Here is a 21,798-nt window from a genome sequence, read left to right as displayed (position 1 = left end):
TCCCTGGGGAAGCGCAAAGAATCTTCGAGGCGCCTGACGCGTCGAGCAACGCCTGATTGGCTCTGTCCGGAGCGGACGTCCGATGTCGGACGGCCGTGGATCGCAACAAACGAGGAGTTTCCGCCGTGTCCGAGGTACGTATCGCCGCCGAGCCGCGCACCGAGTTCGGTAAGGGTGCCGCGCGGCGCACCCGCCGGGCCGGCAAGGTTCCCGCCGTTCTCTACGGCCACGGCACCGACCCGAAGCACATCACGCTGCCGGGGCACGAGCTGATGCTCGCGCTGAAGACCCCGAACGTGCTGCTGACCATCGACGGCCTGGGCGGCGGCGCGGAGCTGGCGCTGCCGAAGGACGTGCAGCGCGACCCGATCAAGGGGTTCCTGGAGCACGTCGACCTGCTGCTGGTGAAGCGGGGCGAGAAGGTGACCGTCGACATCGCGGTGACGGTGACCGGTGAGGTCGTGTCGGGCGGTCTGGTGCAGCAGGACGCGGTGCAGCTGTCGGTCGAGGCCGAGGCGACGCACATCCCCGACGGCGTCGAGGTGAGCGTGGAGGGTCTGGAGATCGGCACGCAGGTGCTGGCGAAGGACGTGAAGCTGCCGCGCGGCACGACGCTGGTGGTCGACGAGGAGACGCTGGTCCTGCAGATCGCGGACGCGGCCGCCGCGGCCGCCGCGCTGGAGGAGAGCACCGAGACCGACGAGGCCGCCGAGGGCGAGGCCGCCGAGGGCGAGTCGGCCGGCGAGGGCGAGGCCGGCGAGGGCGAGTCCGCCGAGGCCGCCGAGTAGGGTGCGGCGCGCCCTGTCCGGTAGCGGACGGAGCACGGTGTGCGGAACGCCGCCCGTGCGCTTCCGGTAGGTTCGATGGTTTTTCGACGGCCCCCGCGGGTTACCGCGGGGGCCGTCGTCGATGTGAGGGGAGCCCCGGGTGGGCGCGGACGTGTGGCTGGTCGTCGGGCTCGGGAATCCGGGGCCGTCGTACGCGGGCAACCGGCACAACGCCGGGTTCATGGTGCTGGACGTGCTGGCGGGCCGGGCCGGCGGCCGCTTCAAGTCGCACCGGGCGCGGGCCGACGTGCTGGAGGGGCGGCTCGCGGGGACGCGGGTGGTGCTGGCGAAGCCGCGGACCTACATGAACGAGTCGGGCGGGCCGGTGAAGGCGCTGCGCGACTTCTACAAGGTGCCGCTCGACCGGGTGATCGTGGTGCACGACGAGCTGGACGTGCCGTTCGGCGCGGTGCGGCTGAAGCAGGGCGGCGGTGACAACGGCCACAACGGGCTGCGGTCGATCACGCGGTCGGTGGGGGGCGGGGAGTATCCGCGGGTGCGGTTCGGGGTGGGCCGGCCGCCGGGGCGGATGGACGCGGCGGCGTTCGTGCTGAAGGATTTCGCGGCGGCCGAGCGCAAGGAGCTGGACCTGAACGTGGAGGTCGCCGCGGACGCGGTGGAGGCGCTGATGACCGGGGGCCTGGAGGCGGCGCAGAACACCTTCCACGCGGCGCCCTGAACGGCCTTCCCGGAACGGTCCGGGGGCCTCACGCCGGGGTCGTCGCGGGGCGGCCGGTGGCAAGGGGGTGGCGGTGTCCTCTTGCGGCCGCGCGCTGTCAGGGCGCGATGACTGCGGATCACAGGTCCCGTGGACGGGCGCACGTCCGTAAGATGCACGCGAATGGCGATCCGGGCGGCTGTGAACCTGGAGTGCCTTTCGGCCGTCCTGGATGTGTATCGGATTCCTGGTGCGGATGTTACGGGTTGGGGGAGACGCCGATGACCGTCATGGGCAGGGACCGGACGAGCGCGCCCGTCCTACCCCTCCATCCCGATCCGGCCGAGCAGAAGTGGCCGGCGCGGTACCGGCGGGCGGCGGTGGCGCTCGACTACGCGTCCATGCAGGTGGCCACGGTCATCGCGCTGCTGCTGCGCTTCCCCGGCCTGCCGGGCAAGGTCGGCGACGACGGGTTCGGCCTCGCCTACATCGCGCTGTCGCTGCTGCTCCCGCTCGGCTGGCTGCTGGTGCTGACGGTCTGCCGGGCCTACCAGCCCCGCTACGTCGGGGTGGGGTACGAGGAGTTCCACCGGGTGCTGCGCGCCGGGTTCATCCTCATCGCGACGGTCGCGATCGTGGCGTACGCGACGAAGACCGAGGTGGCGCGCGGGTACGTGGTGATGGCGCTGCCGCTCGGGACGCTGCTGGCGCTGGTGGCGCGGTACCGGCTGCGCAAGTGGCTGCACGCGCGGCGGTGGAACGGCCGGTACATGCGGCGGGTGGTGGCGGTCGGGCACCGCTCGTCGGTGGCCGACCTGATCCTGCTGCTCCGCCAGAAGGCCTACCACGGCATGGACATCGCCGCGGTGTGCCTGCCGCCCGCGCCGGCGGCCGCGGGGGAGCGGGCCGCCGAGGTCGAGGGCGTCCCGGTGCTCGGCGACTTCGGCGAGGTCGCCGCGGTGGTGGAGCGGATCGGGGCCGACTCGGTCGCGGTGCTGTCGTGCCCGGAGATGGACGGGCGGGCGCTCCGCCGGCTGGCCTGGCAGATCGAGCGCGACGACGTGGAGCTGGTGGTGGCGCCCGCGCTGATGGACGTGGCGGGTCCGCGCATCTCGATCCGGCCGGTCACCGGGCTGCCGCTGCTGCACGTGGAGCACCCCGAGCTGGCGGGCGGCCGCAAGCTGCTGAAGGGCGGGTTCGACCGGGCGGCGGCGCTCGCGGCGCTGGTGGCGCTCAGCCCGGTGCTGCTGGCCGTCGCGCTGCTGATCGGGACGACCAGCCGCGGGCCGGTGCTGTTCCGCCAGACGCGGGTGGGCCGCGGCGGCCGCGAGTTCACCGTCTACAAGTTCCGCACGATGGTCGCCGACGCCGAGACCCGCAAGGTGGAGCTGCTCGACGGGAACGAGAACGACGGCGTGCTGTTCAAGATCAAGGAGGATCCGCGGATCACCCGGGTCGGCGGCCGGCTGCGCCGCTACTCGCTGGACGAGCTGCCGCAGCTGCTGAACGTCGTGCGCGGCGACATGTCGCTGGTCGGGCCGCGCCCTCCGCTGCCCGACGAGGTCGCCCGCTACGGCGACGACGTGCACCGGCGGCTCGTGGTGAAGCCGGGGATGACCGGGCTCTGGCAGGTGAGCGGCCGCTCGGACCTGTCGTGGGAGGAGTCGGTCCGGCTGGACCTGCGCTACGTCGACAACTGGTCGCTGGCGATGGACCTGCAGATCATCTGGAAGACCTGGGCGGCGGTGTTCCGCGGCTCGGGCGCGTACTGATCGGGGCGGATACCCCCCGCCCGCACCCGGCGGCCCGCGCGGCATGAGATTGTTGACCGTGCAGATCGGCCGAGTCGGGAATGTGATCATCGGATGACGCGGGGAACGGCGGACGACCACGCCCGGGCGGACGACCACGCCCTGGCGGGCGGGCTCGCCGCGGCGGCGGGGCGCCTGCTGCTGGCGGTGCGCGACGAGGTGGGGTTCGCCGACGCGCGGACCCTCAAGGACACCGGCGACCTGCGGTCGCACGAGCACCTGATGGCGGCGCTGGCCGAGCGCTGTCCGGGCGACGCGGTCCTGTCGGAGGAGGGCCGCGCGTCGGTGGCGGGCAAGCGCGCCGCCGGCGACGACCGGGCCCCGACGGGCAACACCGCCGCCGCGGCCCGGCTCGCCGCGGGCCGCGTCTGGATCGTCGACCCGCTGGACGGCACCCGCGAGTTCGCCGAGGAGGGCCGCCCCGACTGGGCGGTGCACGTGGCGCTCTGGACGAAGGCCGGGCTCGCCGCGGGCGCCGTCGCGCTGCCCGCGCAGGGCCGCACGCTGCGGACGTCGCCGGGCGGGGCGCTCGACGTCACCGCCGGCGGGGAGGCGCCGCTGCGCGTTCCCGAGCCTGCCCCGGGCCGGCTGCGGATCGCGGTCAGCCGGAGCCGTCCCCCCGAGTTCGTGCAGCGCCTCGCCGACGCGCTGCCGCTGGAGGTGGAGCTCGTGCCGATCGGGTCGGCCGGCGCGAAGATCTCCGCGGTGCTGCTCGGGCAGGCCGACGCCTACGTGCACGCCGGCGGCATGTACGAGTGGGACTCGGCCGCCCCGGTGGCGGTCGCGCACGCCGCGGGCGCGCACGCGTCCCGCGTCGACGGCTCGCCCCTGGAGTACAACCGGGACGACCCCTGGCTCCCGGATATCCTGGTGTGCCACCCGGTGTCGGCATCGACGCTGCTGACCGGCATACGGGACGTGACCGGCGCGCGGCCGGAGTGACCTCGGGCGGCCGCCCGGAACAGCCCGCGGCGCGCCGCCGTTCAGAACCGGTGGGCAGGTGCCGCCCCATGGCCCGGCCCACGACCCGGTGCAGCCTGCCAACAGCGTGGAGAGAGCCCCAGACATGCAGCGCAGCGATTATCTGCTGTCCCAGCTAGACGTCCTCGAAGCCGAGTCCATCCAGATCATCCGGGAGGTGGCGGCCGAGTTCGAGCGCCCGGTCCTGCTGTTCTCCGGCGGCAAGGACAGCATCGTGATGCTGCGCCTGGCCGAGAAGGCGTTCGCGCCCGCGCCGGTGCCGTTCCCGGTGATGCACGTCGACACCGGCCACAACTTCCCCGAGGTGATCGAGTACCGGGACCGGCGGGTCGCCGAGACCGGCGTCCGCCTCGTCGTCGCCTCGGTGCAGGAGTCCATCGACCAGGGCCGGGTGACCGAGGAGACCGGGCGGCGCGCGAGCCGCAACCGGCTGCAGACCGTCACCCTGCTCGACGCCATCGAGGAGCACCGCTTCGACGCGGCGTTCGGCGGCGCCCGCCGCGACGAGGAGAAGGCCCGCGCCAAGGAGCGCGTGGTGTCCTTCCGCGACGAGTTCGGGCAGTGGGATCCGAAGAACCAGCGGCCCGAGCTGTGGAACCTCTACAACACCCGGATCCGGCAGGGCGAGCACGTCCGGGTCTTCCCGCTGTCCAACTGGACCGAGCTGGACATCTGGGACTACATCCGGCGCGAGGAGCTGGAGCTGCCGTCGATCTACTTCGCGCACCCGCGGCGGGTGTTCGAGCGCGACGGCATGCTGCTCGCCGACATCTCCTACGCCAACCGCGGCGACGACGAGCCCGCGTTCGAGGCGACCGTCCGCTACCGCACCGTCGGCGACGCGTCCTGCACCGGCGCGGTGCGGTCCGCCGCCGCCTCGCTGGACGAGGTGATCGAGGAGATCGCGGCCACCCGGATCACCGAGCGCGGCCAGACCCGCGCCGACGACCGGGCCAGCGAGGCCGCCATGGAGGACCGCAAGAAGGAGGGCTACTTCTGATGAGCGCCCCTGGGAACATGGACATCCTGCGGTTCGCGACGGCCGGGTCGGTGGACGACGGCAAGTCCACGCTGATCGGCCGGCTGCTGTTCGACTCCAAGTCGATCTTCGAGGACCAGCTGGAGTCGGTGGAGCGCACCAGCGCCGACCGCGGCGAGGAGTACACCAACCTCGCGCTGCTCACCGACGGCCTGCGCGCCGAGCGCGAGCAGGGCATCACCATCGACGTGGCCTACCGCTACTTCGCGACGCCGCGCCGCAAGTTCATCATCGCCGACACCCCCGGCCACATCCAGTACACCCGCAACATGGTGACCGGCGCGTCCACCGCCGACCTGGCGATCATCCTGGTGGACGCGCGCAAGGGCATCCTGGAGCAGTCCCGCCGGCACGCCTTCCTCGCGACGCTGCTGCGGGTGCCGCACCTGGTCGTCGCGGTGAACAAGATGGACCTGGTGGACTACGACCGGGGCGTCTACGAGCGCATCGTGGACGAGTTCACCGCGTTCGCCTCCAAGCTGGAGATCGGCGACCTGACGTTCGTCCCGCTGTCGGCGCTGCACGGCGACAACGTGGTGGAGCGGTCGGTGAACATGCCCTGGTACGAGGGGTCGTCGCTGCTGCACCACCTGGAGCACGTGCACATCGCCTCCGACCGCAACCTCATCGACGTGCGGTTCCCCGTCCAGTACGTGATCCGCCCGCACGCCTCCACCGACCCCGAGCTGCACGACTACCGCGGCTACGCGGGGCAGGTCGCGGGCGGCGTCCTCAAGCCCGGCGACGAGGTCGTGCACCTGCCGTCGGGGCTCACCACCACCATCGCCGGCATCGACGGCCCGAACGGGCCGGTCGAGGAGGCGTTCGCGCCGATGTCGGTGACGCTGCGGCTGGCCGACGAGATCGACATCTCCCGCGGCGACATGATCGCCCGGCCGCACAACCGGCCCGAGGTCGCCCAGGACATCGACGCGATGGTCTGCTGGATGGCGCCCGACCGGCGGCTCACCCCGCGCAGCCGGCTGCTGCTGAAGCACACCACCCGCACCGCCAAGGCGATGGTGAAGGACCTGGCTTACCGGCTGGACGTCAACACCCTGCACCGCGACGAGGACGCCGCCGGGCTCGGCGTCAACGAGATCGGCCGGATCTCGCTGCGCGTCACCCAGCCGCTGTTCATCGACGACTACGCCCGCAACCGGCTGACCGGCGGGTTCATCCTGATCGACGAGTCGACCAACAACACCGTCGGCGCCGGCATGATCGTCCAGGCGCGGTAGCGGCGCGGCGCGCCCGCCGGGGCGCGCGGGGGCGCGGGGAGCGGTACGGAACATCGGCTTCCGGCTATGTCCGGCATGCCCGACCTGGGGTCGGGCGCCGGTAAGGTCGGTGGCGGAAACGCACCCCTGGCATCTCGGGAGCCGATGTGAACCCCTGCGCCCCCACCGGGCCGCCGCGCCGGGCGGCCGCCCGGTGAAGGCCCTCGTGCTCGCGGGCGGCGCCGGCTCGCGGCTCCGGCCGATCACCCACACCTCCGCCAAGCAGCTCGTGCCGGTCGCCAACAAGCCGGTGCTGTTCTACGGCCTGGAGGCGATCCGCGACGCCGGGATCACCGAGGTCGGCATCGTCGTCGGCGACACCGCCGCCGAGATCGAGGCGGCCGTCGGGGACGGCTCGGCGTTCGGCCTCCAGGTCACCTACCTGCCGCAGGACGCCCCGCGCGGCCTCGCCCACGCCGTCCTCATCGCCCGCGGCTTCCTCGGCGACGACGACTTCGTCATGTACCTCGGCGACAACTTCATCGTCGGCGGCATCAGCGGCCTCGTCGAGCGGTTCCGCACCGAGCGGCCCGCCGCGCAGATCATGCTGACCCGGGTGTCGGACCCGCGCGCCTTCGGCGTCGCCGAGCTGGACGGCCAGGGCCGCGTCGTCGGCCTGGAGGAGAAGCCCGCGCGGCCGAAGAGCGACCTCGCCCTCGTCGGCGTCTACCTGTTCTCCCCGGCCGTGCACGCCGCGGTCGCCGCGCTGAAGCCGTCCTGGCGGGACGAGCTGGAGATCACCGACGCGATCCAGGGGCTGCTGGACCGCGGCCACCGCGTCGCCTCCACGGTGATCTCCGGCTACTGGAAGGACACCGGCAACGTCACCGACATGCTGGAGGTCAACCGGCTGGTGCTGGAGGGCCTGGAGCCGTCGGTGCGCGGCACCGTGGACGCCGCCAGCGAGCTGATCGGCCGGGTGGTGGTGGAGGAGGGCGCCACGGTCGCCGGCTCGCGCGTCGTCGGCCCGGCGATCGTCGGGGCGGGCAGCACGGTGCGCGACTCCTACGTCGGCCCCTTCACCTCCATCGACCGCGACTGCACGGTGATCGGCAGCGAGATCGAGTACTCGATCGTGCTGCGCGGCGCCTCCATCGACGGCGTCGGCCGCATCGAGGTCTCCCTGATCGGCCGCGAGGCCGAGGTCACGCCCGCCCCCCGCGTCCCGAAGGCCCACCGTCTCGTCCTGGGAGACCACAGCAAAGTGCAGATCTCATCGTGACCCGCGTGCTCGTCGCCGGCGGCGCCGGCTTCATCGGCTCGCAGTACGTGCGCGACCTCGTCGCGGGCGCCTACCCGGCGTTCGCCGGCGCGGACGTCACCGTCCTCGACCTGCTCACCTACGCCGGCAACCTCGCCAACCTGGAGCCCGCCGAGGGCGGCTTCACGTTCGTCCGCGGCGACGTCTGCGACGCGGCGCTGCTCGCCGAGGTGGTGCCCGGCCACGACGTGGTGATCAACTTCGCGGCGGAGTCGCACGTGGACCGCTCGATCGCGAGCGCCGGCGAGTTCGTCCGCACCAACGTGCTCGGCGTGCAGGCGCTCATGCAGGCGTGCCTGGACGCCGGCACCCCCCGCGTCGTGCAGGTCTCCACCGACGAGGTCTACGGCAGCATCGACGCCGGATCCTGGGACGAGAGCGCCCCGCTCGCGCCGAACTCCCCGTACTCGGCGGCCAAGGCCGGCGGCGACATGATCGCGCAGGCGTACGCGCGGACCCACGGGCTGCCGGTGTCGATCACCCGCTGCGGCAACAACTACGGGCCGTACCAGTTCCCCGAGAAGGTCGTCCCGCTGTTCGCCACCCACCTCATGGACGGCCGCCGCGTCCCGCTGTACGGGGACGGCGGCAACGTCCGCGACTGGATCCACGCCGCCGACCACTGCCGCGGCATCCAGCTCGTCGCCGAGCGCGGCGAGCCCGGCGAGGTCTACCACATCGCCGGGACGGCCGAGCTCACCAACCTGGAGCTCACCGCGCGGCTGCTGGAGGCCGCCGGCGCCGGCTGGGACCGGGTGGAGCGCGTCGCCGACCGCAAGGGCCACGACCGCCGCTACTCGCTGTCGGACGCCAGGCTGCGCGCCCTCGGCTACGCCCCGCGGATCGCGTTCGAGGACGGCCTCGCCGACACCGTCGCCTGGTACCGCGCCAACCGCGCCTGGTGGGAGCCGCTGAAGAAGCGCACCGAGGACACCGGGGCGCCCGCATGACCTGGCTCGTCACCGGCGCCGGCGGCATGCTCGGCACCGACATGGCCGCCCGGCTGCGCGCGCGCGGGCTGCCCGTCGTCGCGCCCGCCCGCGCCGAACTGGACCTGCTGGACGCCGCCGCCGTCCGCGCCGCGCTGGACCGCCACCGGCCCGAGGTGATCGTCAACTGCGCGGGCTGGACGGCGGTGGACGACGCCGAGGCGCACGAGGCCGAGGCGCTCGCGGTGAACGGGACCGCCGTCGAGGCCCTCGCCGCCTCGCCCGCCCGGCTCGTCCAGATCTCCACCGACTACGTCCTGCCCGGCGACGCCGCCGAACCCTACGCCGAGGACGCCGCCACCGCGCCCGTCAACGCCTACGGCCGCACCAAGCTCGCCGGGGAGGCCGCCGCCGCGCGCGCCCCCGGCGGCGCCTACATCGTGCGGACCGCCTGGCTGTACGGGGCGCACGGCCCGAACTTCGTGCGGACGATGGCGCGCCTCGCCGCCGGGCGCGGCACCGTCCGGGTGGTGGACGACCAGACCGGCCAGCCGACCTGGACCCGCGACCTCGCCGACCAGATCATCGACCTGGTCGCGGCGGGCGCCCCGCCCGGGATCTACCACGGCACCGGCGGCGGCTCGACGACCTGGTACGGCCTGGCCCGCGAGGTGTTCGCGCTGCTCGGCCTGGACCCCGGCCGCGTCCGCCCGGTCCCCTCCGCGGAGTTCCCGCGCCCGGCGGCGCGGCCCGCGTTCAGCGTCCTCGGCCACGGCGGCTGGGACCGCACCGGGCTGAAGCCGCCGCGCGACTGGCGCGAGGCGCTGCACGCGGCCTGGCCGGAGCTGCGGGCGGCATGGGACCGGTAGCGGAGGTCAGGGGCGTCCGCCGCGGTCGAGCTCGGCGTAGAAGTCCAGGCAGCGCTCGTAGTCGGGCAGCGCCCCGGCCTTCTGCGCCTCGGCGAGGGTCGGCGCGGCCGCGTCCCGGTCCGACAGGACCGGCGGGACGTCGAGCGGCCAGGCGATGCCGAGGTCGGGGTCCAGCGGGTGGACGCCGTGCTCGCCGGCCGGGTTGTAGCCGGTCGAGCAGAGGTACATCGCGGTCGTCCCGTCCTCCAGCGACAGGAAGGCGTGGCCGAGGCCCTCGGCGATGGAGAGGCAGCGGCGGTTCTCCTCGTCCAGCCGGACCGCCTCCCAGCGGCCGAAGGTGGGCGAGCCCGTCCGCAGGTCCACCACGACGTCCAGCAGGGCGCCGCGCACGCAGGTGATGTACTTGGCCTGCCCGGGGGGCACGTCGGCGTAGTGCACGCCGCGCAGCACGCCCCGTGCCGACACCGAGGCGTTGGCCTGCGCGAGCCCGAGGCCGTGCCCGGTCGCCGCGCGCAGCGCGTCGGCCCTGAACCACTCGTGGAAGGAGCCCCGGGCGTCGCCGTGCACGCGCGGGGTGAACAGGAAGGCTCCGTTGATGCCGAGTGGTTCCACATGCGCAAGAATGCCACACGGTTCGCCGAGGAGGCTGATCTGACGTGTCCATCTGTCGCTACCGGCTGACGGCGGGCGGCGGTGCCGCGGCGCTGGTGCTCGCCGCCGCGGCGCCGGCGGCGGCCGGCGCCCCCAGCCCGACGCCGGCGCCCGCCGCCGTCGGCAAGGCGTCCCCCAAGACCGTGTTCCGGTCCGCGGTGGGCGCCCCCGCCGCGCTCGCCCCCGGCGTCACCCACCCCGAGGTGTGGTGGACGTTCGAGACCGGCCGCAACCGGCTGTACGCGCTCGGCCAGGACGGCCGCGTCGCCGGCACCTACACGCTGCCCGCCGCGGCGCGCCTCAGCGCCCTCGCCGTCGTCAAGGGCACCGACGGCAAGGGCACCCTGGTGTTCGGCGACATGGAGGGCACCAAGGACGCCCTCACCCTGTACCGCGCGCCCGAGCCCGCCCGGCTCGGCACCGGCACCGTCGCGGCCCGCGCCTACAGGGTCGGCTACCCCGACGGCGCCCACAACGGCGGCGTCCTGATGGCCGACCCCGCCGAGGGCCGCGTCTACGCCGTCACCCACGGCTCCTCGGCGGCCGGCGTCTACGCCCTGCCCGCCGCGCTCGGCCGCAACCTCGACAACCGGATGACCAAGATCCGGCGGCTCACCTTCGGCGTCCTCGGCGGCGCCTTCACCGGCGACGGGCGGGTGGTGCTCCGCACCTCCGCCGACGTCCGGATCCTCGGCGACGTCCGCGACCGCGTCACCCACGTGCTGCGGGTGCCCGGGCAGGCCGCGGTGTGGGGCAGCGGGTTCGGGCTGAGCGCCGACGGCCGCCGGGCGCTGCTCGCCGACGGCGGCGCCCGGCCGCGGGTGCGGAGCGTGGCGCTGCCCGGCGCCCCCGCCGAGCGGCCGCAGTCCGGCGCGAGCCAGCCGATCGCCGAGCGGACGGCGGGCGACACCGAGCCGCTGCCGGCCGAGAGCGGGCTGCCCGGCGGCCTGCTCGGCACCGGGGCGCTCTGCGGGCTGCTGCTGCTAGGCGTGCTGGGGCTGGTCGCCTACCTGCGCGGGCGGCGGCAGCGCGGCTGACGGCGGCGGCTCCGCCCCGGCGTCCCCGGTGGTGGTGACGGCGTCGGCGGGCAGGGGGTCGCCGCCCTGGCGGCGCAGCGTCTCGGTCCAGGCCACCAGCAGGAACAGCCAGATGCCCGACACGTTCGCGGGGGCGGCGAGGCCCTCGGTGGTGATGCCGTCGGTCACGAAGAACGCCAGGATGCCGAGCAGCATCCCGGCGTCGGCGCGCAGCGTGCGGTGCCGCACCAGGAACAGCAGCACGATCGACAGCGTGAGCAGCAGCACCCCGAACGCCGCCACCCCGAGCGCCCCCTGGTCGACCAGCGCGTTGATGAACGCGTTGTGGCCGCCGCCGAGGCCGATGTCCGCCAGGAACAGGCCGCGCGAGGCGCCGAGCCCGCGACCGTAGACCGGCGACTCGGCGTAGGCCTTCAGCGCCAGCGACCAGAGCTCGGTCCGCGAGTTCAGCGACGCCAGCTTCTGCGCGTCCTCGCCGCGCGCCACGAACGCGACGATCGTCCCGGCGAACGCCAGCGCGCCGAGCGTCCCGACCGCCGCGCCGACCACCGCGACGTCCACCCGGCCCTTCGGGCCGCGGGCCGTGCAGAGCAGCACCAGCACGCCGACGACGGCGCCGAGCGCCGCGCCGCGGGTCTGGGTGGCCAGCAGGGCGCCGGCGAGCACCGCGAGCGCCCCGAGGTAGACCGGGACGCGCCACTGCCGCTGCGCGGGCGCCGTCCAGCGGATCAGGTAGCCGATGACCAGCAGCACCGCGATCCCGAGGTAGACGCCGCCGATCACCGGGTGCACGTACAGCCAGTTGAACCGGGCCTCGGTGTGCTTGGTGCGCGGGAACGGGTGCGCCACCCCGACCGCCACCGACGCCAGCACGATCGCGACGAAGGCGTGCGCGAGGCGCCGCAGGTCCGCCGGCGTCGCCCGGGTCGCGACGGCGTGCGCCACCAGCATGGTGACCAGCAGCTGGGTGCCGCGCACCAGCCCGAGCGCCTTGAACGGCGACCAGAGCGCCGACAGCGCCGCGTACCCCGCCCAGACCCAGGCCGCCGTCAGCAGCCCGGTGATCTTGCGGCGGGGCGGGCGCAGCCCGAACCGGCGGACCAGGTACAGCGCGGCCGCCCCGTAGACGGCGATCTCCAGCAGCACGGTGAGGTCGGCGCTGCCGCCCACCGCCTGGTCGACGTCGCGGCTCCGCAGCTTGTAGTCGCTGGCCAGCATGAGGGCGAGCGGCAGCACGTACGCCCACCACCCGGCGGTCGGGTCGGCGGGCCGCCGGGACCGCAGCAGCACCGGGCGGGGGAGGGGCATGGACGGGCTCCTGGCAGGGGACGATCGGCCTTCAGGATACGGGCGCCCCGCTCCGCCGCGGCCGGGCCGCCCGGGGGGTCAGGAGGGCCAGGCGCCGACGTGGCGGTCGCCGGCGGGACGGCCCGCGAGGGCGGCGAGGTCGGCGGGCAGCGGCGGCGCGCCGGGGTCCTCCTGGCCGGTGTCGCGGCGGAACCGGTCCAGGTCGTCGTAGGCGGTCCTGGCGCCGCGGACCCCGGGCCAGACGACCAGCGGGTAGGGGCCGCCGCCGGCGAACCGGTCGCCGGCCGCGGTGATCCGCAGCTCGGCGGCGGAGTGCGCGCCGGTCGCGTCCTCGACGCAGAGCAGGCACGCCGCCCCCGCGCGGCCCGCGCCGAAGACGTTGGCGGCGACGGCGACGTCCTCGATCCGCCAGGTCATCGCCGGATCGTCCGGATGCCGCGGGTCGGCGCCCGGGTCGCCGCGCCGCCGCGCGTCCTGCACCAGCCACAGCCCGCGCAGGTTGCCCGCCAGCGTGTTGTTCCGGATCCGCACGTCCGAGGTGTCGTTGACCTTCAGGCCGGCGCCGCCGTTGTCGCGCAGCACCGAGCCCGCCACGACGGCCTTCGCGCCGAGCTCCAGGACGGCGCCGTGGTCGGCGTTGCCGACGGCCCGGTCGCGCAGCAGCACGCCGTCGTAGACCGACTCGTCGAGCCAGAACCCCTTGCCGAGGTTGCCGGCGGCCACGCTGTCCACGATCGACACGTCGCGCGAGCGGGTGACCTTCACCCCGCCCGAGACCGGTGCGTACTTGAAGTGCTCGGTGTTGTTGCCGTCCGTCCGCACGCCCTGCAGCCGCAGCCCGTCGGCCTGGTTGGCGTGCACGCCGAGCAGGCCGTTGCGCGAGGACGTCACCCGGTGCAGGCGGGCGCCGGAGGAGAGCGCGCTGACGCCCGTGGTGGCCGAGCCCTCGACGACCACGTTCTCCACCGTGACGTCCGGCGCGGCCAGCTTCACCGTGCCCATCTGCGGCAGCGAGGTGGCGTAGCGGCGCACCCCGAGGCCGCGGAGCGCCGACCCGGCGCCGCGCACGGTGACCGCCTCGCTCAGCGTGGCGCCGCGCACGTCGTGGCCGCGCGGGTCGCTGCCCATGTACAGCCGGCGCGCGCCCTCGTCCACGTAGAACGTCCCGCCGCGGACCTCGCCGCGCGACCCGACCTGGACCTGCGCGGCCCCGTCCACCCAGAGCTGGTCGGGGTGGGCGGCCATCGGATGGTCGGGCGACACGAACTGGAACGCGGCGTCCCCGCTCGGCTGCGCGCCCTTGGTGTAGGTGGGGCTCGCGTCGAAGCGGGCGGTCCAGCCGTCGGAGACCCAGGCGCCGTCCTCGGCGCGCCAGGAGGTGACGGGGGAGGAGCCGTCGAGCCACACCGCCTCGTGCGGGTAGGCGCGGACGTCGACGCGGCTGCCGTCCGGGATCGTCACCGACTCGTGGTAGACGCCGCCCCGCACCACGACCGTCCCGCTGCGGCCCGCCTTGGCGACGGCGGCCGCGACGGTCCGGAGCGGGCGGTCGGGGGTGCCGGCCGCCCCGTCGTCGCCGTCCGGCGCCACCATGATCGCGCCGTCCGGCACGGGGTAGGCGGCCGAGCCCACCGGGACCGAGCCGGCGGGCTCGGCCCGCAGCGCTTCGGGTCCGGGCGCGGCGGGCGCGGCGGGTGCGGCGGAGGGGCCGGAAGTGGCCACCTGGCGGCCCGACTGCGCGACGGGCGCGGCCGTGTGGGGCGGTTCGGAGCCGCCCCCGAGCGGGTGCAGCCAGACGGCGAGGGCGGCGCCGGCGACCGCCACGGGCAGGGCCAGGGCACGGAACGTCCGCGCCCGGCGCGGCAGGTGTGGCATGACTGACCCGCTTACCCCGAGGAACGTGGGTTCTGAAAGTACCCCGAAAGCATCGCGTGCGACATACGGGACGCGCGGCCGGCGTGGCCGGTGCCGGGCGGCCGGCCGGGCGTCCCGCCGGGCGGGGCGTCAGCGGCGCAGGGAGCCGGCGAAGACCGCCGTCTTGTGCGTGGCGTCGAACTTCACGGCCAGCGTGACCGCCTTGTAGCCGGTCGCCGGCAGCGCGAACGCGTAGGCGGCCGACTTGGCCGCCCCCGGGGCGACGGTGCCGTAGAAGTCGTTGATGTCGGCGTAGGACGAGGGGTTGGCGTGCGTCTTGCGCGGCCCGTACTGGGCCACGACCTGCACCTTGTTCAGGTCGAGCGGGGCGGCCGACCCGTTGGTGAAGCGCAGCGTGAAGAGGGTGAGCTGCTGGCCGGTCACCTCGCCGGGTCCCTTGCCCTTGTTCCGCACGTACCGGATGCCGGTGATCGCCACGGTGATCTTGTCGGCGTACACCACCGGCTTGCGCAGGCCGGTGGAGGAGTTCAGCGCCATCGCGCCGGGCGCCGCGGTGGCCTCCGACTCCGGCTGCGGCGTCGAGGCGGGCGGCGGCGGCCCCTGCTTCGCCGCGTCCTTCTCGTCGCCCCCGCCGCAGCCCGCCAGCGCCAGCGCGAGGGCCAGCACGGCCCCGGTCGCGGCGAGGTGCCTGGGCTGGTGCGGTCCCCGGTGCAGCATGCGGATCCTCCCCCTCGGTCATGGCGATCGGGGGCCAGTGTAGGGGCGCTCCCTGCCAGAAACAGGGCGACGGCGTCAATAGCCCCCGTTAGCACCGCGAATCCCCACCCCGCCCGCCCTTCAACATGCACCATTCCATCCGCTAATGTCGCTTTACTCTCGGTGAGTTCCGGGGCACACCGGGTTCGAGACAGGGGAATCGCACATGCTCAGCCCCCGCAGGCGCAGCGTCGCCGCGGTCATCTCAGCGATCGCAACGTTGATGTTCGGAACCGTGGCCGTGACGGCCGCTCCCGCGGGCGCCGACACCGATCCGCCGGCCGGGACGCCGGCCACCGTCACCGCCGACCCGCTGCCGACCTGGCAGGTGAACGGCGTCGTCTGGTCCATGGCGACGGTCGGCACGACCGTCTACGCGACCGGCAACTTCACCCGGGCGCGCCCGCCGGGCACGAGCGCCGGGGACGCCCAGGAGGTCGCGCGCGGCAACATCCTGGCGTTCGACATCACCACCGGGAACCTGATCACCTCCTTCGACCACACGCTGAACGGGCAGGGCCTCCGCATCGTCGCCTCGCCCGACGGCAGCCGGGTCTACGTGGGCGGCGAGTTCACCGCCGTGGACGGCCAGGCGCGCAGCCGCCTCGCCGCCTTCGACACCGCCACCGGCGCCCTGGTGAGCTCCTTCGCCCCGACCGTGTCGGCCAAGGTGCGCGGCATCGCCGCCACCAACGACACCGTCTACTTCGGCGGCAACTTCTTCAACGTCAACGGCAAGTCCCGGACCCGCCTCGCCGCGGTGAAGGCGTCCGACGGCACCAACGTCGACACCTGGAAGCCGACCGCCGACGACGACGAGGTCATGGCGCTGGCGATGGCCCCCGGGAACCAGCGGGTGCTGATCGGCGGCAAGTTCCAGACCCTGAACGGCGCGGCCCAGGTCGGCATCGGCGCGGTGGACGCGACCACCGGCGCGTCCGCGCCCTGGTCCTCGCGCCCGGTCCCGACCCGCCTCGACCCGAAGTCGGCCACCTCCTACGTGACCGACCTGTACGTCTCCGGCGACACCGTCTTCGGCGCCGCCGACGGCGAGGGCTGGCACTGGTACGACGGCCGGTTCGCCGCCAAGGCCGACACCGGCGACCTGGTCTGGCTCGACAACTGCTACGGCGCGACCTACGGGATCTTCGCGCAGGGCCAGTCGGTCTACAGCGTCTCGCACGCCCACGACTGCTCCTCGGTCGGCGCCTTCCCCGAGACCTCGCCGACGACCTGGCACCGCGCCCTCGCCGAGACCTCCTACGCGACCGGCACCGACAAGTCCTCGCCCGGCTCCAACGGCAACTACAGCGGCCAGCCCGTCCCGACGCAGCTGCACTGGTACCCGACGCTCGGCATCGGCTCGTTCACCGGCCAGTACCAGGCCGCCTGGGCGGTCACCGGCAACAGCGACTACATCGCCCTCGGCGGCGAGTTCCCGACCGTGAACGGCAAGGCCCAGCAGGGCCTCGTCCGCTACGCCGCCAAGGACAAGGCGCCCGCCAAGGTCGGCCCGACCGGCGTCGGCACCCCGACCGCCACCCCCGTGGCCGGCCGCGTCCGCGTCGCCTGGCAGACCGGCTGGGACATGGACAACAACGAGCTGACCTACGAGGTGCTGCGGGACGGCGGCACGACGCCGGTCGGCACCGTCACCAAGCGGTCGACGTTCTGGAACCAGCCGAACGCCGTCTTCTTCGACGACGCCCCCGGCACGCACACCTACACGATCCGGGCGAAGGACCCGGCGGGCAACACCGCCACCGGCGCCGCGTCCAACGCCGCCGCGCCCGGCGCCGGCAGCGTCAGCCCCTACGTCACCGAGATCGACGCCGACGGCGCCGACAGCCTCTGGCGGCTCGGCGAGACCGCCGGCCCCGTCTACGACCAGGCCGGCGGCAACGACCTCGCCCTCGGCTCGGGCGTCACCCGCGGCCAGGCCGGCGCGATCAGCGGCGACGCCGACGGCGCGGTCGCCTTCAACGGCACCTCCGACGGCACCTCGGCGAGCGGCGCCGCGACCACCCCGGCCGACTTCTCGGTCGAGGCGTGGGTGAAGACCACCACCCTCACCGGCGGGAAGATCATCGGGTACGGGAACGCGACGAGCGGGACCAGCGGCAACTACGACCGCCACCTGTACATGACCAACGACGGCCGGATCGAGTTCGGCGTCTACCCGGGCACGACCAAGACCGTCCGCAGCGCCCCCGGCCTGAACGACGGCACGTGGCACCACGTCGTCGGCACCCAGGACGGGACGGCCGGCATCAAGCTGTACGTCGACGGCGCCCTGGTCGGGTCGGACGCCTCCGCGGTCTCCGCCCAGTCCTACGCCGGCTACTGGCGGGTCGGCGGCGACAACCTCAACGGCTGGCCCGACCAGCCGTGGAGCTCGTTCCTGAACGGCTCCATCGACGAGGCCGCGGTCTACCCCAAGGCGCTCACCGCCGCGCAGGTCGCCCACCACTACGGCGTCGGCAACGGCACCATTCGCCCGAACGAGGCCCCGACGGCGGCGTTCACCGGCTCCTGCACCGGGCTGACCTGCACCTTCGACGCCTCGGCGTCGGCCGACTCCGACGGCACCATCGCCTCCTACGCGTGGGACTTCGGCGACGGCCAGACCGGCACCGGCGCCACCGTGGCGCACACCTACGCCGCGGGCGGCGACCGGAGCGTCAAGCTGACGGTCACCGACAACTCCGGCGCCACCGCCGACGCCACCCGCACCGCCACCCCGACCACGCCGGTCCTGGCCACCGACGGCTTCGGCCGGACCCTGGCCTCGGGCTGGGGCACCGCCGACACCGGCGGCGCCTGGACGGCGCTCGGCACGGCGGGGGCGCTGTCCACCGACGGCGCGGCCGGCCTGATCAAGATGGCCGCGCCGACCAACGGCCCCGGCGCCTACCTCGGCGGCGTCTCCGCCACCGGCACCGACCTCACCGCGAAGCTGAGCGTCGACAAGGACGGCACCGGCAACGGCGTCTACGCCTGGGCCGTCGGCCGCCGCGTCGGCGGCGCCGGCGACTACCGGGCCCGGCTCCGCTTCCTGCCGAACGGCAGGCTCGCCCTGCAGATCAGCCGGACCGACGCGGCGAGCGCCGAGACCGCCATCGGCGCCGAGCAGACGCTGAGCGGGGTGACCTACACCCCCGGCAGCCCGGTCTCCCTGCGCGTGCGGGTGACCGGGACGTCCCCGACGACGATCAGGGCCAAGGCGTGGACGGGCGCCGAGCCCGCCGCCTGGCAGGTCACCGGGACCGACGCCACCGCCGGGCTGCAGGTCGCCGGCAACGTCGGCGTCCGCAGCTACCTGGCGGGCAGCGCCACCAACGCGCCCGTCGTGCTCGCGGTGGACGACGTCACGGTGGTCAAGGCGGACGGCTGACCTCCGCGGGCCGCCGACCTGGGCGCGGGCATCCGGTTCTCCCGGATGCCCGCGTCTTTATCTATTTGTCGCCTCTTCTCCCTTATCGGGAGGGGGGAATGCACTAGCATCGCCTGGCCGGAGCGGTCCGGAGCGACCGCATGGTTCCGTGGGCAGGAGACCCGCTCGTGCGACGTGAAGTTCTGCAGCGACCGAAGGGGCGATCCGCGGTCCTGGCGACGGGAGCGGCCGCGCTGCTGCTCGGCGCCGCCCTCGCCCCGGGCACGACGGCCGCGGCCGACACCGCCCCCGCCAAGGGCACGCCCGCGACCGTGACCGCCGACGCGCTGCCGACCTGGCAGGTGAACGGCGTCGTCTGGTCGATGGCGACGGTCGGCAACACCGTCTACGCGACGGGGAACTTCACCAAGGCGCGCCCGCCGGGCACCAAGGCCGGCGACGCCAGGGAGGTCGCGCGCAAGAACATCCTGGCGTTCGACATCACCACCGGTAACCTGATCACCTCGTTCGACCACAGCCTCGACGGGCAGGGCCTGCGCGTCGCCGCCTCCCCTGACGGCAAGCGGGTCTACGTGGGCGGGGAGTTCACGACGGTGGACGGCAAGGCGCACAGCCGCCTCGCCGCCTTCGACACCGCCACCGGCGCGCTCGTCGCCGGCTTCGCGCCGAAGGTCTCCAACAAGGTGCGGGCCATCGCCGCCACCAACAGCACCGTCTACTTCGGCGGCAACTTCTTCAACGTCAACGGCAAGTCCCGCACGCGGCTCGCCGCCGTGAAGGCGTCCGACGGCACCAACGTCGACACCTGGAAGCCGACCGCCGACGACGACGAGGTGTTCGCGCTCGCGCTGTCCCCGGACGCCGACCGGGTGATCATCGGTGGCCGGTTCCAGACGCTGAACGGCGCCGCCCACGTCGGCGTCGGCGCGGTGAGCGCCGCCAACGGCGCCTCGGTCGCCTGGAGCAGCCGCCCGATCCCCGCCAAGCAGGGCTCGGCCTTCTCCTACGTCACCGATCTGCAGCAGTACAAGGGCGTCGTCTACGGCGCCGCCGACGGCGAGGGCACCCACTGGTTCGACGGCCGGTTCGCCGCCAAGGCCGACACCGGCGACCTGGTCTGGCTCGACAACTGCTACGGCGCGACCTACGGCATCAAGCCCTACACCAACACCGTCTACAGCGTCTCGCACGCCCACGACTGCTCCTCGGCCGGCACCTTCCGCGAGACGACGCCGCGGACCTGGCACCGCGCCCTCAGCGAGACGACGAAGGCGACCGGCACCGACCACGGCTCCCCGAGCGTCAACAGCAACTACAGCGAGCAGCCGATCCCGACGCAGCTGCACTGGTACCCCACGCTCGCGGTCGGCTCGTTCACCCAGCAGGACCAGGCCGCCTGGTCGATCACCGGCAACAGCTCCTACCTCGCCCTCGGCGGCGAGTTCCCGAGCGTCAACGGCAGGGCCCAGCAGGGCCTCGTCCGGTTCGCCGCCAAGGCCAAGAGCACGCCCAAGGTCGGCCCGGTCAAGCCCGCGGCCCCGTCCGCCCGCAGGTCGCTGCTCTCCAGGAAGGTCACGGTGACCTGGAAGGCGACCTGGGACCAGGACAACGCCTCGCTCACCTACACGGTGCTGCGCGACGGCAAGACCGCCGTCGGCACGGTGACGCGCTCCTCGTCCTTCTGGAACCTGCCCTCGCTCAGCCTGGCCGACACGGCCCCGCCGGCGGGCAAGCACACCTACACGGTCAAGGCGGCCGACGCCGACGGCAACACGGCGACCAGCGCCGCCTCCCGCTCGGTCGGCTGACCGGGCCCGCGTTCAGCGGAACGGGTGCGGCCCCGGACCCCCGCCGGGGTCCGGGGCCGCGCCCGTCGTCACGACCGGCTCAGCGCGAGCGGGCCGCCCGGCGCGACGTCCGGCGCGCGGCCAGGTCGAGGCAGAGCCGCTCGTAGGCGGCCGCCACGTCGTCCCACACGTACCGCTCGGCCGCCCGCTTGCGGGCGAGCTGCCCGCGCTCGGCCGCCTCGCCCGGCGCCGCCTCGGCGGCCTCGACCGCGGCGGCGAGCTCCCCGGCGTCGGCGAAGAAGCGCCCGGCCTCCTCGCCGAGCACCTCGCGGTTGAAGGTGACGTCGTAGGCCAGCACCGACGCGCCGGCGCCCATGGCGCGGAGCAGCGAGGGGTTGGTGCCGCCGACCGAGTGCCCGTGGACGTAGGTGAGGGCGCCCGCGTAGAGGGCGTCCAGCAGGTCCTGGTCCCAGACGCCGCCGAGGAAGGTGATGCGGGGGTCCTCGCCCGCCAGCTCCTTCACCGTGGCGGTGTACTCGTCGGCGTAGGGCGCGGACCCGACGACGACGAGCGGCTTGGCGGCGCGGCTGCGCCGGTAGCCGTCCACGGCCACGTGCACGTGGTTCTCGGGCTCGAACCGGGCCACGACCAGGTGGTAGCCGCCGGGCTCGTAGCCGGCCTCGGCGAGCTTGGCGGTGTCGGTGCCGTCCAGGATCGGCGCGCCGTAGGGGATGAAGACGGTGTCGGCGTCGAACCGCTCGCGGTAGTAGTCCTGGATGCCCCGCGCGTCGGCGATGAGGGCGTCCGACCAGCGGACCGCCAGCGCCTCGGCCGCGCGGTAGTAGCGCTTGCCGGCCCCGCTCCACTTGGTGCGCTTCCACTCCAGGCCGTCCACGTGGGTGGCGACGGGGATGCGCAGCGTCCGCAGCACCGGCAGCAGCGGCGCGTTCGCGGCGTTGAAGACGAGCGCCACGTCGGCGCCGTCCCGGCCGATCTTCTCGCGGAAGGCGTGCATCATCGAGAGACCGGTGTGGCTGAGGGTCTCGGCGACCTTCTTCTCGATCGCCGGGAGGTAGACCAGGCGCATGCCGAGGTACTCGTCGCCGTACCGCTCGCCCCGGCAGTACACGGTCACCTCGTGACCGGCCGCGGCCAACCGTTTGCCGATCTCCTCGACGGCGGTCTCGAACCCGCCGTAGCGGGCCGGGACCCCGCGCGTCCCTACCATGGCAATCCGCACCTGACACCCCTAGCCTGGCAATTCATACTTTTGTGCTAATCGGACCAGGCTAGCGTCGTCCGCCGCGTCCGTGTCCCGGAAGTGGACGCCGGACG

At 74.1% G+C, this 21,798-nt stretch carries 17 protein-coding genes; 12 read left to right on the top strand and 5 right to left on the bottom strand.

What is annotated here, in order from left to right; all coding sequences use genetic code 11:
• The first annotated feature begins 125 nt into the window (after window positions 1-125).
• From K1Y72_RS04515 to rfbD, 9 genes are all read left to right on the top strand, one after another.
• Window positions 126-788 carry a 50S ribosomal protein L25/general stress protein Ctc gene (locus tag K1Y72_RS04515; RefSeq protein WP_220163463.1) on the top strand — a complete coding sequence of 221 codons (663 nt, stop codon included), beginning with the start codon at window positions 126-128 and terminating at the stop codon, window positions 786-788.
• Between the two features lie 139 nt (window positions 789-927).
• Window positions 928-1,506, top strand: a complete 579-nt coding sequence (pth, locus tag K1Y72_RS04510; RefSeq protein ID WP_220163460.1) for an aminoacyl-tRNA hydrolase — start codon at window positions 928-930, stop codon at window positions 1,504-1,506.
• Window positions 1,507-1,766: 260 nt separating this feature from the next.
• Window positions 1,767-3,257 carry a sugar transferase gene (locus tag K1Y72_RS04505; RefSeq protein WP_220163458.1) on the top strand — a complete coding sequence of 497 codons (1,491 nt, stop codon included), beginning with the start codon at window positions 1,767-1,769 and terminating at the stop codon, window positions 3,255-3,257.
• A 93-nt stretch (window positions 3,258-3,350) separates the two neighbouring features.
• Window positions 3,351-4,238: an inositol monophosphatase family protein gene (locus tag K1Y72_RS04500; RefSeq protein WP_220163456.1), complete on the top strand. Its 888-nt coding sequence runs from the start codon at window positions 3,351-3,353 to the stop codon at window positions 4,236-4,238.
• A 124-nt stretch (window positions 4,239-4,362) separates the two neighbouring features.
• The gene (cysD, locus tag K1Y72_RS04495) at window positions 4,363-5,277 is read left to right on the top strand and encodes a sulfate adenylyltransferase subunit CysD (RefSeq protein ID WP_220163454.1); all 915 of its coding nucleotides are present in this window, start codon (window positions 4,363-4,365) and stop codon (window positions 5,275-5,277) included.
• A 17-nt stretch (window positions 5,278-5,294) separates the two neighbouring features.
• A complete protein-coding gene (locus K1Y72_RS04490; protein ID WP_220163667.1) occupies window positions 5,295-6,557 on the top strand; it encodes a sulfate adenylyltransferase subunit 1 in 1,263 nt (420 codons plus the stop codon).
• Between the two features lie 193 nt (window positions 6,558-6,750).
• Complete coding sequence (locus K1Y72_RS04485; protein ID WP_220163451.1) at window positions 6,751-7,818, top strand: glucose-1-phosphate thymidylyltransferase; 1,068 nt, start codon at window positions 6,751-6,753, stop codon at window positions 7,816-7,818.
• A complete protein-coding gene (gene rfbB / locus K1Y72_RS04480; protein WP_220163449.1) occupies window positions 7,815-8,807 on the top strand; it encodes a dTDP-glucose 4,6-dehydratase in 993 nt (330 codons plus the stop codon). The genes K1Y72_RS04485 and rfbB overlap by 4 nt, the downstream gene beginning before the upstream one ends.
• Complete coding sequence (rfbD, locus tag K1Y72_RS04475; protein WP_220163447.1) at window positions 8,804-9,655, top strand: dTDP-4-dehydrorhamnose reductase; 852 nt, start codon at window positions 8,804-8,806, stop codon at window positions 9,653-9,655. The genes rfbB and rfbD overlap by 4 nt, the downstream gene beginning before the upstream one ends.
• Window positions 9,656-9,661: 6 nt before the next feature.
• On the opposite strand, the gene K1Y72_RS04470 is transcribed toward rfbD, so the two are convergent.
• The gene (locus tag K1Y72_RS04470) at window positions 9,662-10,267 is read right to left on the bottom strand and encodes a dTDP-4-dehydrorhamnose 3,5-epimerase family protein (protein ID WP_220163445.1); all 606 of its coding nucleotides are present in this window, start codon (window positions 10,265-10,267) and stop codon (window positions 9,662-9,664) included.
• A gap of 44 nt (window positions 10,268-10,311) precedes the next feature.
• Here K1Y72_RS04470 and K1Y72_RS04465 point away from each other — a divergent pair, with 44 nt between their 5' ends.
• Window positions 10,312-11,343 carry a hypothetical protein gene (locus tag K1Y72_RS04465; RefSeq protein ID WP_220163443.1) on the top strand — a complete coding sequence of 344 codons (1,032 nt, stop codon included), beginning with the start codon at window positions 10,312-10,314 and terminating at the stop codon, window positions 11,341-11,343.
• Here K1Y72_RS04465 and K1Y72_RS04460 read toward each other — a convergent pair.
• The 3 genes from K1Y72_RS04460 to K1Y72_RS04450 all read right to left on the bottom strand — a co-directional run bounded on the left by K1Y72_RS04460 (window position 11,290) and on the right by K1Y72_RS04450 (window position 15,243).
• Entirely contained in the window at window positions 11,290-12,651 is a 1,362-nt protein-coding gene (locus K1Y72_RS04460; RefSeq protein ID WP_220163441.1) for an O-antigen ligase family protein, read from the bottom strand. The two genes, K1Y72_RS04465 and K1Y72_RS04460, sit on opposite strands and share 54 nt — an antisense overlap.
• Window positions 12,652-12,729: 78 nt before the next feature.
• Window positions 12,730-14,526, bottom strand: coding sequence for a right-handed parallel beta-helix repeat-containing protein (locus K1Y72_RS36980; RefSeq protein WP_220163439.1), 1,797 nt, complete (start codon window positions 14,524-14,526; stop codon window positions 12,730-12,732).
• A gap of 129 nt (window positions 14,527-14,655) precedes the next feature.
• Window positions 14,656-15,243: a hypothetical protein gene (locus K1Y72_RS04450; protein WP_220163437.1), complete on the bottom strand. Its 588-nt coding sequence runs from the start codon at window positions 15,241-15,243 to the stop codon at window positions 14,656-14,658.
• A gap of 280 nt (window positions 15,244-15,523) precedes the next feature.
• On the opposite strand from K1Y72_RS04450, the gene K1Y72_RS36975 reads away from it, so the two are divergent.
• On the top strand, window positions 15,524-18,676 hold the full coding sequence (locus tag K1Y72_RS36975) for a LamG-like jellyroll fold domain-containing protein (RefSeq protein ID WP_308286897.1): 3,153 nt from the start codon (window positions 15,524-15,526) through the stop codon (window positions 18,674-18,676).
• A 167-nt stretch (window positions 18,677-18,843) separates the two neighbouring features.
• Window positions 18,844-20,484, top strand: coding sequence for a hypothetical protein (locus tag K1Y72_RS04440; protein ID WP_220163435.1), 1,641 nt, complete (start codon window positions 18,844-18,846; stop codon window positions 20,482-20,484).
• A 79-nt stretch (window positions 20,485-20,563) separates the two neighbouring features.
• On the opposite strand, the gene K1Y72_RS04435 is transcribed toward K1Y72_RS04440, so the two are convergent.
• Window positions 20,564-21,691 (bottom strand): DUF1972 domain-containing protein, encoded by a 1,128-nt coding sequence (locus K1Y72_RS04435; protein ID WP_220163433.1) that lies wholly within the window; start codon window positions 21,689-21,691, stop codon window positions 20,564-20,566.
• Between the last annotated feature and the right edge of the window lie 107 nt (window positions 21,692-21,798).

Source organism: Actinomadura parmotrematis (assembly GCF_019458805.1).
GTDB classification, from domain to species: domain Bacteria; phylum Actinomycetota; class Actinomycetes; order Streptosporangiales; family Streptosporangiaceae; genus Spirillospora; species Spirillospora parmotrematis.
This window is presented reverse-complemented; position numbering and strand designations above follow the sequence as displayed.